Source organism: Pseudomonas sp. S1_G07 (assembly GCF_054668565.1).
The window spans coordinates 5,063,000-5,078,723 of record NZ_CP162778.1 but is presented as its reverse complement, the minus strand read 5'-3'; the positions used below and the strand labels follow the sequence as shown (position 1 = coordinate 5,078,723).

The 15,724-nt window shown below is 52.3% G+C and carries 15 protein-coding genes and 1 pseudogene; 4 read left to right on the top strand and 12 right to left on the bottom strand.

The features are described from left to right. The first annotated feature begins 9 nt into the window (after positions 1–9). Positions 10–1,338 carry an ATP-binding protein gene (locus AB4O05_RS23125; protein WP_460135123.1) on the top strand — a complete coding sequence of 443 codons (1,329 nt, stop codon included), beginning with the start codon at positions 10–12 and terminating at the stop codon, positions 1,336–1,338. 2 nt (positions 1,339–1,340) lie between these two features. Further along, positions 1,341–1,766, top strand: a pseudogene (locus AB4O05_RS23120) (response regulator); the annotation flags it as partial. Positions 1,767–1,866: 100 nt separating this feature from the next. Here AB4O05_RS23120 and AB4O05_RS23115 read toward each other — a convergent pair. Beyond that, positions 1,867–2,304 (bottom strand): N-acetyltransferase family protein, encoded by a 438-nt coding sequence (locus tag AB4O05_RS23115; protein WP_460135124.1) that lies wholly within the window; start codon positions 2,302–2,304, stop codon positions 1,867–1,869. Positions 2,305–2,761: 457 nt separating this feature from the next. After that, positions 2,762–3,628 (bottom strand): aldo/keto reductase family oxidoreductase, encoded by an 867-nt coding sequence (locus AB4O05_RS23110; RefSeq protein WP_460135125.1) that lies wholly within the window; start codon positions 3,626–3,628, stop codon positions 2,762–2,764. Positions 3,629–3,700: 72 nt separating this feature from the next. On the opposite strand from AB4O05_RS23110, the gene AB4O05_RS23105 reads away from it, so the two are divergent. Beyond that, positions 3,701–4,333: a TetR family transcriptional regulator gene (locus AB4O05_RS23105; RefSeq protein WP_460135126.1), complete on the top strand. Its 633-nt coding sequence runs from the start codon at positions 3,701–3,703 to the stop codon at positions 4,331–4,333. A gap of 165 nt (positions 4,334–4,498) precedes the next feature. Here the strand turns inward: AB4O05_RS23105 and AB4O05_RS23100 are convergent, their stop codons facing one another. Beyond that, positions 4,499–5,425: a LysR family transcriptional regulator gene (locus AB4O05_RS23100; protein WP_460135127.1), complete on the bottom strand. Its 927-nt coding sequence runs from the start codon at positions 5,423–5,425 to the stop codon at positions 4,499–4,501. 142 nt (positions 5,426–5,567) lie between these two features. Between AB4O05_RS23100 and AB4O05_RS23095 the strand changes: the two genes are divergently transcribed. Further along, positions 5,568–5,972: a RidA family protein gene (locus AB4O05_RS23095; protein ID WP_460135128.1), complete on the top strand. Its 405-nt coding sequence runs from the start codon at positions 5,568–5,570 to the stop codon at positions 5,970–5,972. 369 nt (positions 5,973–6,341) lie between these two features. Here AB4O05_RS23095 and AB4O05_RS23090 read toward each other — a convergent pair whose 3' ends face one another. The 9 genes from AB4O05_RS23090 to AB4O05_RS23050 form a co-directional block, all read right to left on the bottom strand. Beyond that, positions 6,342–6,809, bottom strand: coding sequence for a DUF1203 domain-containing protein (locus tag AB4O05_RS23090; RefSeq protein ID WP_460135129.1), 468 nt, complete (start codon positions 6,807–6,809; stop codon positions 6,342–6,344). Positions 6,810–7,163: 354 nt separating this feature from the next. Continuing rightward, positions 7,164–7,328, bottom strand: a complete 165-nt coding sequence (locus tag AB4O05_RS23085) for a rubredoxin (protein ID WP_460135130.1) — start codon at positions 7,326–7,328, stop codon at positions 7,164–7,166. A gap of 19 nt (positions 7,329–7,347) precedes the next feature. After that, entirely contained in the window at positions 7,348–7,686 is a 339-nt protein-coding gene (locus AB4O05_RS23080) for a hypothetical protein (RefSeq protein WP_460137509.1), read from the bottom strand. A 20-nt stretch (positions 7,687–7,706) separates the two neighbouring features. Further along, positions 7,707–8,417 (bottom strand): hypothetical protein, encoded by a 711-nt coding sequence (locus AB4O05_RS23075; RefSeq protein ID WP_460164806.1) that lies wholly within the window; start codon positions 8,415–8,417, stop codon positions 7,707–7,709. A 22-nt stretch (positions 8,418–8,439) separates the two neighbouring features. Continuing rightward, a complete protein-coding gene (locus AB4O05_RS23070; RefSeq protein ID WP_460135132.1) occupies positions 8,440–9,162 on the bottom strand; it encodes a hypothetical protein in 723 nt (240 codons plus the stop codon). A gap of 20 nt (positions 9,163–9,182) precedes the next feature. Continuing rightward, positions 9,183–10,526 carry a saccharopine dehydrogenase NADP-binding domain-containing protein gene (locus AB4O05_RS23065; protein WP_460135133.1) on the bottom strand — a complete coding sequence of 448 codons (1,344 nt, stop codon included), beginning with the start codon at positions 10,524–10,526 and terminating at the stop codon, positions 9,183–9,185. A 985-nt stretch (positions 10,527–11,511) separates the two neighbouring features. Continuing rightward, positions 11,512–13,701, bottom strand: a complete 2,190-nt coding sequence (locus tag AB4O05_RS23060; protein ID WP_460135134.1) for a lantibiotic dehydratase — start codon at positions 13,699–13,701, stop codon at positions 11,512–11,514. Positions 13,702–13,989: 288 nt separating this feature from the next. After that, on the bottom strand, positions 13,990–14,778 hold the full coding sequence (locus AB4O05_RS23055; RefSeq protein WP_460135135.1) for a hypothetical protein: 789 nt from the start codon (positions 14,776–14,778) through the stop codon (positions 13,990–13,992). After that, a complete protein-coding gene (locus AB4O05_RS23050; protein WP_460135136.1) occupies positions 14,768–15,682 on the bottom strand; it encodes an MbnB/TglH/ChrH family RiPP precursor modification enzyme in 915 nt (304 codons plus the stop codon). Before AB4O05_RS23050 ends, AB4O05_RS23055 begins: the two co-directional genes overlap by 11 nt. Between the last annotated feature and the right edge of the window lie 42 nt (positions 15,683–15,724).

Genomic DNA, 15,724 nt, shown 5'->3' with positions numbered 1-15,724 from the left:
GGACCTCTCATGACAGACAGCAAGGCCATCTCCCGGGAAACTCTTGAGTCTATGCTCAAGGCTATCAACATGGGTGTGCTGCTGGTCGACCAGGACTGCAAAGTGCTGTTCTCTAATCACTTTATGTCCATCAACAGTGGCCGCAGCGCTGAAGAAATTGTCGGCCATACGCTGTTCGAAGCATTTCCTGAGCTGCCAGAGGTCTGGACCAGGCAGAAGATTAACAGCGTCGCCACCCTGCAAAACTTTGCTTTCACTTCATGGCAGCAACGGCCGCATCTGTTCAATTTCGAAAGCACCCGGCCGATCAGTGGTCTGGTCCGGCACATGTATCAAAACTGCACCTTCTTCCCTGTGCAAGATGCCGATGGCAGCAATCTGGGCGTGGGTCTGGCCATCAGTGATACGACCGACACTGCCGCCCGTCAACTCGAACTGACGCACCTTAACCAGTTGCTGGAAGAAGAAAAGGGCGCTCAGGCGCTGCTTATCGCGAGGCTCGAGGATGCACAGGCGCAGTTGCTGCAGTCCGAGAAGATGGCGGCGATAGGGCAACTTGCTGCGGGCGTGGCCCACGAGATCAATAACCCGATCGGCTTTGTTTGCTCCAACGTCAACAGCTTGCGTCGTTACCTCGTGGACATCTTCGCGCTGCTCGAAGCTCATGAACAGGCGAGCGATGAAAAGCATGCCAATGCACATCCCGAGCTTGCGGTCATGCGCGACAAGATGGATTACACATTCATGCGTCAGGACATCGACGACCTGCTTGCCGAGTCGGCCGACGGTCTTGACCGGGTCACTCGCATTGTCAAAGACCTGCGCGAGTTCTCCCATGTCGACAGTTACGAATGGCAGTTGAGCGATCTGCACAAGGGACTCGACAGTACCCTTAACGTTATCTGGAACGAGATCAAGTTCAAGGCTCAGGTGATCAAGCGCTACGGCGATATTGAGCCCATCGAATGCATGGGCTCACAGATCAATCAGGTTTTTATGAACTTGCTTATCAACGCAAGTCATGCCGTGGGCGTCGACGGAGAAATCATCATCAGCAGTGGGCGGGAAGACGGCGGGGTGTTCGTCGAGATCGCCGACAACGGTCATGGAATACCCCTTGAAATCCAAAGCCGAATATTCGAACCGTTCTTTACAACCAAGCCGGTGGGCATGGGGTCGGGCCTTGGCCTGTCGTTATCCTATAGCATCATCGTCAAGCACCATGGAAGGCTCACCGTCGAAAGCGAGCCGGGTAGGGGCAGTCGCTTCCGTGCGTGGTTACCATTGCGCCAGCCGGTGATACGGGCCCTCTCTACCTCTGCCAGTGAAGGATGCTGATCATGGAAACTATCTCTGATTGCGTAAAACGCCACACTGTCATGCTGGTGGATGATGAAGAAAGCATCCTCAACAGCCTCCGGCGATTGCTGCGCGCAAAACCTTACGACTTGCTTCTGGCCACAAGTGGCGCTCAGGCCCTTAGTCTTTTCGAACAGCACCCTATCGACCTGATCATCTGCGATGCACGCATGCCGTTCATGGACGGACCGACGCTGCTTCGCGAGGTGCACAAGCGCGACCCAGAATGCATGAATATCTTGCTGACCGGTTATGCCGATATGAGCATGATCACTCAAGCGCTCAACGACGGGTACATTTTCCGCTACATCAGCAAACCCTGGAACGATGACGAGCTTCAGCTCAGCCTTGATCAGGCTTTGGACGTGCAGAGAGTACTCCGTGCTCGTGACAAGCCGCAGAGATTGAAATCTTGAATGTCCGCAGAACCTTCAGGTTGAGACCTCACATACAAACGTGCTGAAGAGGCAAATGGGGAAGCTGCCTGCGTGTGGCATTTTTTCATTATTATTTCTGGCACTTTTCAAACCGAATATCACCTTCCGATAAGCGCTCTACGAACTGCCAGCCGAGGGTTCGATAGAAGCCACTCGCACGGCTGGCCTCAGCTGTTTCCAGCCAGATCGTCTGGTGGTGTTGAAACAGGAAAGCCTCTGCTTTATCCATCAGGCTGCGCCCCAATCCGTGCCCCTCGAATTCGGGTAGAACGAAAGCGGCAAACACACAACCGTCCTCGATATCGGCCATCGAAAAACCTACAGGGACACCATCAACCTCAGCGACCCAGGCACAGGGAGCCTCTAGCATTGCCTGTCGTATAGTTTTGGGAGTAATCCCCATTTCCGCCAGTTGGTCACGAGACAAGTGATTTTCGTGAACGCTGGTTCGGATAGCAAAAATGGCTTCGATGTCGGCCAGGTTGGCGAGTCTGATTGTTTTTTCCATGACGTACTCTTTTTATATTCCATTCATCTGATGGACATTATCCTGAGCACGAGATCGCTGGGCCAGCATCCAGTCATGCAGCGTTTTGATGATCGAGCTGTGTGTTCCTGGCGTATTCGCCAACGCTCTTCATCGCTCATGTCCCGCGCTTGGCGTTCCGAAAACGGCCCTCTACCTCACGCATCATTGCGGCTTCTTTCCCAGTCACTATTCGAGTTCCACGAAGCATCGTCATTTTTATACTCTCCAACTTACAGGCAATAAAAAAGGCGCCATTGGCGCCTTGGTTTGGTTCACTGATTGGTCAGAATATCGAACTCTGATTAATCGGTGAGCATAAGCAACCGCGACACCTTGAGTGAGGTCCGTGATAATGATGGCGATTGCTTGGAATAAATTGAGTCTTCAAGGCTTGAAACTCCGCTTCAATGGCTGCGATATAGGCTGGCTTCGTGGGTCAATCCGCGATTGCATTCAACTCTGCCAGAGCCTCATCTGACAGATGCAGGTTGGCCACAGCGATGTTTTCCCGCAAGTGGGCCAATGAGGCGGTCCCCGGGATCAAAAGAATATTGGATGAACGACGGAATAGCCACGCCAGCGCTAACTGCATCGGCGTAACCCCGAGCCGCTGTGCAACGCTCGACAGTGCCGAGGACTGAACCGGGGTGAATCCGCCCAGGGGGAAGAACGGGACATAGGCAATACCCTCTAGAGCCAGCTCGTCGATCATGGCGTTATCCTGTTGATGTGAGATGTTGTACAAGTTCTGTACGCACACTACATCAATGATCTTTCGCGCCTCGGCGACTTGTGTGGGGGTGACGTTGCTAATCCCGATATGGCGTACCAAGCCTTGCTGTTGTAATTGCGCCATGGCAGTCAGTGCGGCTTCGTTTGAGCCTTCGCCCGGCCCCATCGTGTTGTGCATTGCCCGGAAATTGACGACGTCAAGAACGTCCAATCCCAGATTGCGCAGATTGTCATGCACTGCCCGCGTCAGCTCTTCTTTCGAGGCAGCCGCAAGCCAGCCGCCATCGTCGCTGCGGCGGGCGCCAATCTTGGTTACGATTGTCAGATCGTCCTGATAGGGATGCAGGGCCTCGCGGATAATTTGATTGGTGATGTGCGGCCCGTAGAAGTCGCTCGTGTCTATGTGGTTCACACCAGATTCGATTGCCTCACGCAGCACTGCCACTGCGGCGCTCCGATCCTTCGGGGGGCCGAACACGCCAGGGCCTGCCAATTGCATCGCGCCATAGCCCAAGCGCTTGATTTTGCGGTCGCCAAGAATGAACGTACCGCTTTTATCCAAGCCAGCCATATTGGTTATTCTCGCTTTGCCTAAGGAGAACTATGATATGAAGAATCCTTCAGACTTTTGAATTCGCATTTCATGAGCCGTCTCAAGGCGTCATTAAAGCCAAGAAAATCAGCGGTCCAGGCCCGCTCCGCGGCAACCGTTGACGCTCTTCACACGGCAACCCTTCAGGTTTTGACGCAGTACGGTCTTATCCGCTGCACGACGACCCGCGTTGCCGAACGAGCGGGAATGTCCGTGGGCAGCCTCTATCAGTACTATCCAAACCGTGACGCGCTTCTCGCTGCGGTGCTTGAAAACCACCTGCTGAAAGTCGCCGAAACGGTTGAGCACGCTTGCGAGCAATGCCAGGGCAAGCCCGTCTCCGACATGGCATCAGAGCTGGTTTCGGCGTTTCTTGCTGTCAAACTGTGCGATCCAGCCATGTCTAAGGCACTTTATGCGATTGCTGCGGAGCGAGGCGGAACGGAACTGGTCGCTCGTATAAATGCCCGAATGGTGGCAGCCGCTGCTGCCATGTTGGCGACCGCATCGGACGCACATTTCGAAGCCCCTGGATTGATCGCCGCAGTCTCGTTAAATGCACTCTCCGGGCCGGTACGAGCCCTACTCGAAGGCTACGCGCCACCGCTCTTTGAAACCTGTCTGAAGCAACAGGCGACGCGACTTCTCAGGGCTTATCTGGAGACGTATCGGACGCCTGCGTGAGTGCACTCGAATTTGCTGCGCGAAAGGCGCTGCCAGCTTTTAATCGCTAATAGCGGGTGTGGCTGGCTGCCGTTGGCCAAAGGCACTAATCGGGGGAGGCTCCAGTGGCAGCAGGGAAGCGAGTCGGCTGAACAAAGCAATGCTGTGCCTGCCAGGGTGTAGTAGTCACGCGTTATGCCGCTCGCTGACCGGTGCATGCCGGGCCATCAATTCAGCGACCCAATCGATGAACACACGCAGCTTGATGCTGATATGCCGGTTCGGTGGGTAGGCCACGTAGAGCGGCATCGGCTCGAGGCTCCAACTGTCGAACAGCGGCACCAACTCGCCGCGCTCTTCGAAGGCCATGGACATGTATGTCGGCAGCCAGAGCACACCCAGCCCGGCCAGGCCGGCCGCGAGGTAGGCATTGCCATCATCGACTGCCAGCGCGTAGCGACCTTTGATCTGCACATGCTCAAGGCCGTTGCGCATGGAAAAGGGCAGGGCTTTGCCGGTGCGCGCCCACAAAAAACCGACGATACGATGCTGCGAATCTTCCAGCTCCCGTGGATGGGCGGGCATGCCGACGCGTGCCAGGTAGCTCGGTGCTGCAAACGCGCCAAGCGGAAGGTCGCCAACCCGGCGCCCCATCAACGACTGGTCCGCCAGCTCGCCGCCGCGCACCACGCAATCGACGTTCTCATCGATCATATCCACGAGACGGTCGCTGACGCCCATATCGATCTGGATGTCCGGGTATCGCGCGTAAAACTCGGGCAATGCAGGGACCAGAATCATGCTGGCCAGCGGGCTTGGCACATCCACCCGTAACCGGCCCCTGGGCAATGTTGCGGCGCCGGACAGACTGGTCTCGACGTCATCCATGTCGGCCAGCAGCCGCAGCACGCGCTCGTAATACACCGCGCCATCGGCCGTAACGTTGACTTTGCGCGTGGTACGGTTAAGCAACTTAACCTGCAGCCGTGCCTCCAACTGCTGTACCAGCTGCGTCACGGTAGTCTTGCTCATATGCAGGGTCTGGGCCGCTTTGGTGAAGCTGCCGGCTTCCACCACACGCACAAATGCCTGCATTGCATCAAAACGGTCCATGGCTGCTCCAGGTTTCGACCAGATTGTTTGGGTTTTACAAACAGTGATCGCCAAGGTTGCTCGTTTATCGCTCGGGCACAAGCCCCTACAGTCGCTCCATCGTTAGTTCCGGGTCAGCGTCGACCTTTTGATGGAGGCACCTATGACACAGCGTGATGTGGTTTTTCCACCTGGACGCCAGGCGCTTTACGAGCGCAACCGCTATTCGCCGGCAATCAAGTCCAACGGTTTTTTGTTTGTATCAGGGCAGGTTGGCAGCAACGAAGACGGCTCACCCGAGCCCGACCTGGAAGATCAGGTGCGTCTCGCGTTCACCAACCTGAATGCCATCCTCGTCGCTGCCGGCTGCACCTTCGACGATGTGATTGACGTCACCGTGTTTATCGTCGATCCCGAGTCAAGGTTCGAGACGATCTGGAAGGTTGTGCCAGAGTTCTGGGGTGAGGCGCCACACCCGACGCTGACCGGCGTGGGCGTTACGTGGCTGTATGGGTATCAGTTTGAGATCAAGGTGATTGCCAGGGTGCCGGAGGCCAGTGGGAAGTGATCCGATCGGGAAATAAAGAAGCGTCCGCTAGTTGTCCCCTTTGCTATTTGGTGCCAAGGGGGCACTGTCTAATATCATTCCCCTGTAATGGAACGGCAGAATCCGGCCGATTGTGTTGAAAAAGTCAGTTTTCCCAAGACGCTCAAATATTGATGGATGAAAACACCTCTGTTGCACGCTGCTACGTGAAATCCGAGTCCGAACCTTCTGCCAGAAATTCAGATTTCAATCTCAGGCGCGTACTTTTCGGGCGTGGACTTCGCAGCCGACTTTTTCAACAGCATTGGCCGAACACGGTCAGTCATGAGCGGCTGCGTCCGGCCAATACCGGGCAGTCGATTACCGGCAGAGTCGGCAGAAGGACGTTGACTACGCTCGATCTATTCGCCCGGAGTAGCAACCCTGCTTGGCATTATGAACGTGAATGTAACTAATCTCTGGATTGGCAAACATCCGAGTGACGACAGGTTCTATTGCTATTCCATCAGCGACGTCGGCGTCGAGCATCATCCCATCATCAGTGAAAGCGCGAAGTGATAGCAGGCGGATTCGCATAGACTCAGGTACCTGATCGACTGCGTCATAAGCTTGCGTGGCCCACTCTCGTATGAAGATCGCGTGTGAGGCATGGTATGGCGTCTTGGCTGGCTGACAGACATGGTTGAGTAAAAGCACGCTCTGACCTAGCTCCGCATCTTTCATTTCGATACGGTCAGGAAATCCTGGGTTGCTGTCGACGATGTAACGCTTCATCCCAAGAGATGCCAGCTCTTGGTCGGGCAATCCAAACAGGGACTGGAATGGCTCGGGGGAAAGGCCAGTTATACGAAACGCCATGGTCGAACTCCTATTGGTTTGGAGCCCTATCAGACTGGAACTCGTACAGCACTTACTATCCGATTCTTGCTGCTTTTTTCAAGCTGCCGCGACATTCCTGTCAACGGAAGGCCAGCTTTTGGGCCAAGGTTGAGCGAAAAACGCCAACCGCCAAACAACTCCACATAAGCGACTAATCGATTGTGTAAGCGATGAACACCGGTTCACCAATATATCTGCCTTTAGAACGCCAAACTTTCCTACATCCAACTGATTGCATCGTTCGTCGGCCTTCTGCTGAGGCTTTCTCAGTTTTGAGACTGATGTCTCAATCACCCTTGGCAGCGTCTACTATGTCCCGGTGCACCGCTATTATCATTCAAAGTCGCTCTTTGGCATCTGACAGTCAGGACACAGCCAAGTAATATCTACCTCTTCCCAAGGAGTGCCGGGTGGGATGCCGTTGGCAGGATCTCCCTTCAGAGGATCATATTCATATCCGCAAACGGTGCAGGTTTTAAGACGATTTTCCACTATCATGCATGAGCTCCAGTTTAATTTACAAGGTTACTGTTGCAATTAGTCCGATGGCGCCGAGTACAAAACCTATAAGGGCACCTCGTTGTGGTACCTCTTTGAGCATGGCATAAATGACGATTGGCTCCAGTATTAATAATAATGTCAAGGAGGCGACTGTAACTACCCAAATGTTGCCCGTGCCTTGATAACCAAGCCAATAGGCGAAGACCAGACTTATTCCCGCGATGCAAATCCAAACCATAGGTTTGATAAACATGCCTGGGCTTTCTAGGAACTTGCCCGGAAGTTTTGCGGCATATACTTCACTGTAAATGGTTAGGATTTCCCCGAACACCATAAGCGCCAGTGCCAAAGCCATGTAATATTCTTTCTTCACTTTCACCTCTTGTGCAGAATTTGTAGTATTTCTTGAATGATTACGTCCCCAACTTCATCATTGTCTAGTAGGAAGTGAGGGCCGTCGTGATCAAACAAAAAAGTATTTTTATAATCGCCGCCCTCGAAACTTGAAATGGTTTGGAGAACGTTTTCAGCGTCATGTAGTTTCTCGGCATGGTAAGTTTTTAGTATTTTTATAGCGTTTCCAAAGTGTATGGCTTCGTCAGCGATAAGGTTTTTGATCCAGTCCTTAAAGCCGGCGTGACCGAAATCATCATAGAATGTATCTTTTTTATATGTCTTTACAGATACATACTCATCATAAGCAAACATCAGCAATAAATTGAATTCACTCGATAGAATGCTCTCAAGCCCTGTAAAGTCAGCTGTGCGCCCTTGTATTTCGTTAAGCAGCGAAACCTCTGATATTCCAAAGATAAGGCGGTTTAATTCAAAAAAACCGTCGGCATGGTTACGTTCATCGGCATACCAGAAGTCCAGGTATTGTACAAAATAGGGCGAAAAATTTTTGCGGCGCGGGTAAAGAAAGTTGTAAAGGTTGATCGAGTCATACTCTGAAACTAGGTCCGCCATGAAAAAATCTTTAAAAGAGGAGTCGATCCCAGGATTTATCCAACCACTCTTTGCGATATTCTCAAAAATCAGCCGGGCGCTCCAATTCCTTTTTTTAGAAAAGTATGCATCATGCATGGAACCTCAATGTGTTGGCTGTTTAATCACAGAATTTTTTAATAATTGCGGGAATTATCATGGTCTGTATTTCTTCTTTTTTTATAGGGAAGTCAGGCGCGTTATGATCAAGAACGAATGTTCCAGTATAGCTTTCTTTCTCAAAATCTATCTTGAAGATATCATCTAGTATTCCAGGTATTTCGTGCAGTCTCTCAGGAAACATATCCTTCGCCTTTTGCACGAAAGAAAAGAAATGTGTCACTTCATCTTTTTTTGTTTTGCGTATCCAGTTCGACAGTTGCTGAGAGTCAAAGGCGTCGTAAAGTTCTATGCTGCGGTGATAGACGTGAGTAGTGATGATTTCATCATAGGCTAAGGTAGCTAGAAGAATTAATGGGTCGGCCGCTATCGAGTTAATAATACTAAAGTCTGGTTTTCTTAGCTCGGCGCTTAAAAGAACCTCATCAAAAGATATCTTTGTGTAGGAAGAATATATAATTGCGAACCCGTGGGCGTGATCGATTTCGTCTCTGAGCCATGGATTCAAAACGTCGACTAGGCTGTAAAATGCTTCTGGATATTGTCCTTCCAAATACCAGTAAAGTCGTCTGGCGTCATATTCCGTAATTATTGAATCAAAGAATACATCTTTCCACTCCTCTCTTAACGTAGGTGAAAGATCGACGTCGGGGAAGATAAAGCCGGACAATACAGTGGATGCGTCTGGCGTGGAGCGTCTCGAAAAGTCGTTGCTTGGAATCATTTTTTCATCCTTGAATTGAATTATGCGAGAACTTTGAATTTCTCGAAACTCAACGAGTTGTCGGCGTCAGCAGGTCTCCATTCTATTTCTTGTGAAATGATGGGTTGCCAATATTTTTCTGCGATATCATAAATAAACTGCCAGTCTAGTTTTTCTGACTCTAATAACCCCTCTCTTGGGTTAGCCTCGGCCCAGGCCATTCCTGCAATAATGCTCGAAACTACTTGCAGACTAGTAGCGCTGTTATATTTTGCCATTTTTCGCGCTTTGCCTATCGAGAGGTTTGAACCTAGCCAGAATGACTTGAAAGTATCGCTAATTAGGAATATCCCGAGTTCATCTATGCCTGACACTATATTGTCTTTAAGTACTTCTTTAGATCGTACGTTATCCTCATTTCCAGTTTTTAGCAGCTTCATAGAGGCAACTGCTTGATCGCAGGGGTGATACGCGTAGTACACAGTAGGTCTATATTCCGGGCTTATACACTCCCCAACGGTGAGATACTCTGCAATCGATAACGATTCATTGTGGGTGAGTAAGTAACCGTGAAAGTCCAAGTAGTTGGGTGACCAGCTTTTCACAAGTACTTCATGTCCTTGCTCTTTCAGCGATAATGAGTATGCGTTCAGGATGCTGCCATCAGGGAGTTTGCTCTCATGGCTTCCCCAGCCCATTTCTGCTGGCTGTAAACATTCAGTTATTAAACCGTCAACCGACCAAGTACACATAAAATGCCCCTCTGAACGGTCTGTATTAGCTACTTGCGTATCCCGTTCAGAAATTTGAATTACACGTATTCCCAGCGTCTTTGCCAGTAACGCCCAATCTTGTTGGTTTTGAGGGTTGAACTCAATATTGTTTATTGCTGCCATGTTTACCAGGGCTTTTTTCAAGAGCACTGAAATAAAACCAGGGTTCGCACCGTGAGCGATAATGGCGGTAGAGGAGCCGCTTTTTATTTCGGTCCCAAGTTTTTTAATGCTTTCGCGTAAATGAAAGTTGCTTGTCAGAGTGGCGTCATTGTTTTCCACATACTCCCATGGTTCTATACAGGTATCCAGATAAAGCGAATCATGTTGCTGCGCAAGTCTGATGAGCGCTTCACTGGATACTGAAACAGCTAAGTTCAGGAGGAATGTTTTTTCATTTAAATGCGGCGCTAAGGTCGCCTCAAAATTATTTGGCGTTATGGTTTTTCTAGTTATCGACGCATTAAATTTTTCGGCGATTTTTCTTTTATTTAAATCAACGTCTTTTTCAAATATTGTAATCGTGCACTCGTATCGATTCACTAGGAGCGGCATTAATGCTTGAGCAATACTTCCAAACCCTACAATTACTACATGTTCAATAACCTTCATGTGTAACTCCTTTTACTTTTTGTCGGAAATCAAATTACAGGCGAGCGTACCCAGTCGACGAAGTGGGCCCAATACTAGTAGTTGTCATGATTGTACATTGCTTGTTGCAGGCGTAAGGATTGTGCTGGCAAGTCAATGATAATTGGCAGGGGATGTGCATCTTTTTCATTACCAGACTTCCTGTCTAAGAAATTGTAACGTGATCCTTCACGCCTAAAGCGTAATCCAGTCCAAACAGCTTTGACAAGCACAAAACACACTTTTGTCGACGCCGATTTTGCCTGAGTGTTCATGTTCCTCCGGCGCACTGTCAGCGGCTTCACCACTTCCATAGTGCGAGAAATATTTCTAACTATTTGTTTTTTATATGATTAACTAACGACCGGCAGGCTGTTTTGAAGCTGAGTCACCCAGATATAAGCAAGTTATCGTCGGTTGATTTTCCGCTTTGAATCATCATGTTTTTACGACTGGAGCCTGATGTAATTGACACGGTGTCAATATGGCTGACGGATCAAAAAACGCCTGCATCTTTTAGAAGGGCTAAAGTAGTCATCTATTTCCGGTTTAATTCAGTCCCGCCGATTTTTATAGGACTAATTGATCAAAGACTATCAGGTCGTCTGTTCATTTCTATATTCTTTGGCTACCGCGAGTCTCTCGCGGCAATCATTTTCCATCCACAGGTTCGACCGCGCGAACGGTGTTACCAGGTGTGCGGTGTTGTTGATCAGGACACAGAAAACGCACCTGATCTCTGGCTATTACCGTTACGTGATGACCGATGATTATGCAGGGTTACAACGCCTTGGACACACAGGGTGGCCTCAGGCGTTCAGGTTGCTGGTTGCTGGGTGCATGCTCGATACAAATTCGTCGACGTATAAAAACTGTAGCCTAAAGGCAAGGTGGGGCGTGCCGGCATCACGCTGGAACTAATCAACAAGCTCATTTGGCAGTTGCGCATCCATTTTCAAGAGTGCATCTATTGTGAAATGTCACAACTCCGTTCAGTAGTGCTCGCCGTCATCTCCTTATAGTTAGAAAATGTCGTGCGTATTTCACAACAGTATCGACCTAGCGCTTGCTCAAGCCAAAGCTCGTCAGGGCAAGGACGCATTTCCGAAAACTTCACCTGACCAGCACTCTGCAAGGCATTGCTGATGCCGTCTAACGACAAGGGATTATCAAAGTCGAGGAATAAGGGTTTGGGCTCGGTGTCGATCTTGATAAAGGCATAACGTGGCAATCCCTGGGCCACTGCCCAGGCGCGCCATTGCAACGTATGGTCGAGATCGTCAATGGAGGTTTTTACCGGCGGCAGTTGATCGCTTGAGAACAACCAGGAAGCCCGTTTGTAGAGCGCACGCCCCAGCCAGATACGGCGCTGATCGTGTTTGGCTACAGCGCTGCCGGCCAAGGCAAAACCGAGACGATGCAACGGGGTTGGGTAAACGCAGAGCAGATCTTCGCTGAATTGGCCCAGTGCATCGACGACCTGCAAACGCCCCTCGGCGTACGTCACTTTTGCCCGACCGGCGGCAAACTGCTGATGCGCAGCGACGCAGCCTCCGCCGGAAGGCAGTACCAGTTGCCGATATGATGACTGCAGGGGCCAGTCGATATGGGAGCGTTGGTAGCTTTGCGGCGAGTCAGCCAGAATCAAGCGCGGACGCTGAAAAATCGCCTCTACCTCTGCGTTAACCTGCGCATTGAACGGACCGAATGGCGCCGCAACGGGCTGGCTGAGGGTATGCACCGCCGGGTGTACCTCACCCACGATGATGGCGTAATCGCCTCTGTTGATGGCATCCACCGAAGTACTGGAAAGCAGAAAATCCGGCGAGTGATAGTCGCTGCCGAATACCTCGAAGGCATCGACGCTCAGCTCGGTATCAAGCTGGCTTATCAGGTTTTCGATGTCTGCGGCCGAGAGATGCACATCCAGGTTGTACGGACGCCCCTCCAGTGCTTGTACCCAGGCATTTTCCAGGCGCTGATCCAGATCAATGGCAATTTGCGCTTCAATCGCCGGCAAGAGCGGGGCCAGTGAGTTAAGCAGGTCGAGAAAATCCACGGGCGTGTCCACCAGGGCGCTTTGACGCTGCTTCCAGACGTCAATGAAAGCCTGGTTGAGTTGATGCGCAATGGCTTTGATGAGCCATTGGTGGATTCGCATCAGTGGCGCCAAGTCTTCATTTATCTGCCTGAACAAGCCCTGGCCGAGGCTTATATTCATGTTTCTCGAACAGTCTTCGTACACGGGGTAACGACCGACATACATGGCGCCGGTTTCTCGACTGAGGTCCACACCGGCTTCAACGAGCAGTTGGTTCAGCATATCCAGGCAGTCTGTACGGCGCTCAAGGTCGCCGGTGGCATAGTCACGGCGGGCGTTTTCCAGCTTCTCCAGGCGCAATTGCCAGGTTTGGCGAAAGGCTTCAGGTGCTGCGGCATCGTCCAGCCAGCGTTGCATCCGCTCTATTGGCTGGCGTTCGCGCGGCGACATTCGCCAGCCACGCCGCACGATGCGTTTGCTAATCAAGTGTTCCAGCAGGTCGCGCAGGGTGTCGGCCGGGGTGTCGACACAGGCGTTCAACAAGCCCCGGAGCGTCGGCATGCCATCTCCCGGATCGTTGATGTAGGCCAATACCTGCGCGGTTGCCGGGCTCAGGTGCTGCTTTTTGCCAATAGGCATGAATAAGGTGTGTGCTTGCAGGTAGCAACCCGCGTTGAGTTGCAATGGTATGCAGTCAGGATCCGGGCATTGCTGGTTGATTTGTTCGACCAGTCGCTGCACTGCCCAGTTTTCGAAAAACGTACTGCGGTCCTTGATCCATGCATCGCCGTAGGTGACGTGCATGTTCTCCGTCTGTTGCGCATCGAATCGACCCCAGGCCAGCGGGCCAAAAAAGCTTGAGGTGTCGTTTTTGGCGCAGAAACGTTGGGCATAGCTCCAGCCCAATCGCAGTTTCTGTTTCTTGCGCGTATCGTTTTTAGCGTACCGGTCGCGGATCAGTTCTCGGGTGCGCGTCAATGCGGCCGGGTTGGAAATGAACAGAGCCTCGGCGACTGCGTCATCATCCAGAAAGTCGATCAACCCTTGGCGGGTGCGTTCCAGATAAGCCTGGTATTGCTGGTCTGCCTCTGTGCGTGTTGCGGTCTGCTCAAGCAAGCGATTCCAGTCGTGTATGGCAGCGGTCAAGGGGGCGCGCAAGGCTAGCGGCAGGTCGGCGATCTGTAGCGTGAGGCCTTCGTTCAGTTTGCGAATCAGCTTGCGGCAGGCTTGGGGTGAGTGGGTATTGGCCGCTTCAAGCAGTGTGGCCTTGACTTCTTGCAGGGCGCGAAAGCGCTGTTCAAACGCACCGCACGCAGGCAATTCGGAAAACCCACCCAGCGTGGTCAAGTGATGGATAGGGAAGCCGGTTGAGCGCAGCCAGAAGTAGTGTGAACTTTCCATGATTCAGGCCGGCATCCTTATTGCGTTGAGTTGGTACAGCTTGCCAAGCACCGCGAGATCATCGCCGTTTTGTGGCGCTTGCAGTGCCAGATCCGCGAGCAACCGTGGTTGTTCCAGGTCGGCGTAAAGGCTGGCCGCGCGTGGGCTGATGAGCGTGAATTTGTGGCGGGCCTCGAGGTTGGGCAAATACACCAGGATATGCTCACAGGTCTGCTCCAGAGACCCGCGTCCCAGCTGGCTCTTGTCGCGCAGCCAGTGTGAGAGCGCAAAACAACTATGGTGGAGGCGGGCGTGGGCGGTGCGTTGATAACGGCCGGGTACCGGGGCCGCAGCGTCCATCAACCCGGTGTACAGATGAACGCATTCGCGTTCAAGCCCGATCAGGTCACGGATCTCGGGGTAATCGGCCAGCTCCTGGCGTTCCAGTAAAAATCCCAGTACCGCATCGCAGTAGCCATAAACCCTTGGCCCAAAGTCGAACCAGTCCTGTTCACGCAAAAACGTTCGGGACAGTGAGGGTAAATCCAACCCGATGTTGATCAGCGCGCGCAAGGTCAACGGCGCGCCGGTCTCCAGCGCATTGGTAAAGGAATTGACCAGGCGGAACTGGTAGTTTTCGACGAACCACTTCACGCGGTCGAACTGGCCGGCATAGGCTTGCAGAATCGTGCGTTCATCCTCAGGGAAGTGTTGCAGCCATTGCGTTGCTCCTTGCGCCTGGAACAACTGCTGCTGCAAGGTTTCATCACGCAGCAGACGTCGCCAAAGCTTCCAGACCTGCTCAGCATCCATGCGCCAGCTCCCGTGCCGGTTGGGTGTAATGATTCCAGATTTTCTGTGCGCGTCGCACATCGGTGACGATCATGTGTTCGTCATCGGCATCCATTACCCGGGTGAGCGCATGGTGGGCCTGCCCTTGATACTCAAGGATGATCGCCGAAGGTTGAGCCCGTGACATCAGTTCTTCGTAGAGGTCCCAGACAGGCTCGGGCACGCTGGCGTCATGCCAGTCGTGATAAAGCCCCTCATGCCAACTGCCCCCGGCCAGGTGCACCGAGATCACCTTGTCCAGCGGTAAGGTATCCAGGTAGTCGCGCAGGTCGAAATCCTTGAGGTTCAGGTGGTTGGTGTAGATGTTGTGCAGGTCCAGATGCAGAAACGTGCCGGACTGCTGCACCAGCCGCGCGAGGAACTCGGCTTCGCGCATTTCCGCGCCAGGGCATTGCAGGTAATAGGCGGCGTTTTCATGGGCCAGCGGCATCCCGTAGTGCATTTGCAGCGCCTTGGCCCGCTCTGCACAGCGCAGCACTTCGGCATTGGAAAACTGCAGGGGGCTGCTCCAGATATCCAGCCATGAATTGTCGCCATAAAAACAATGATTGGCGACCCAGGGGCTGTTCAACATCTTCGCCAGTGGCACATGGCGCTGCACCGCAGCAGTTTGCTCCAAGGGGCTGAAACCAAAATCGCAACCGTAATTGGAGTGCGCCAGCAACGTGAACTTCTCGGCCAGCCGCTCCATCATCGCTCTGGCCGTCGGCTTGATGATCTGCGGACCATCCATGGGCGCCATGATGTTGTCGAGCAGGATTTCCAGGACATCGACTTCAATGTCCTCGAAAGGAAACCAATCAAGGATCTCAGGGTTGTACTGAATGCCCACGCCAATCGGGTCGGGCTTAGCGAGTTGAGTCATGGGTTGCCCAGTCAGGCGAAAGAGGAGGGCTTCCCCGGCAGC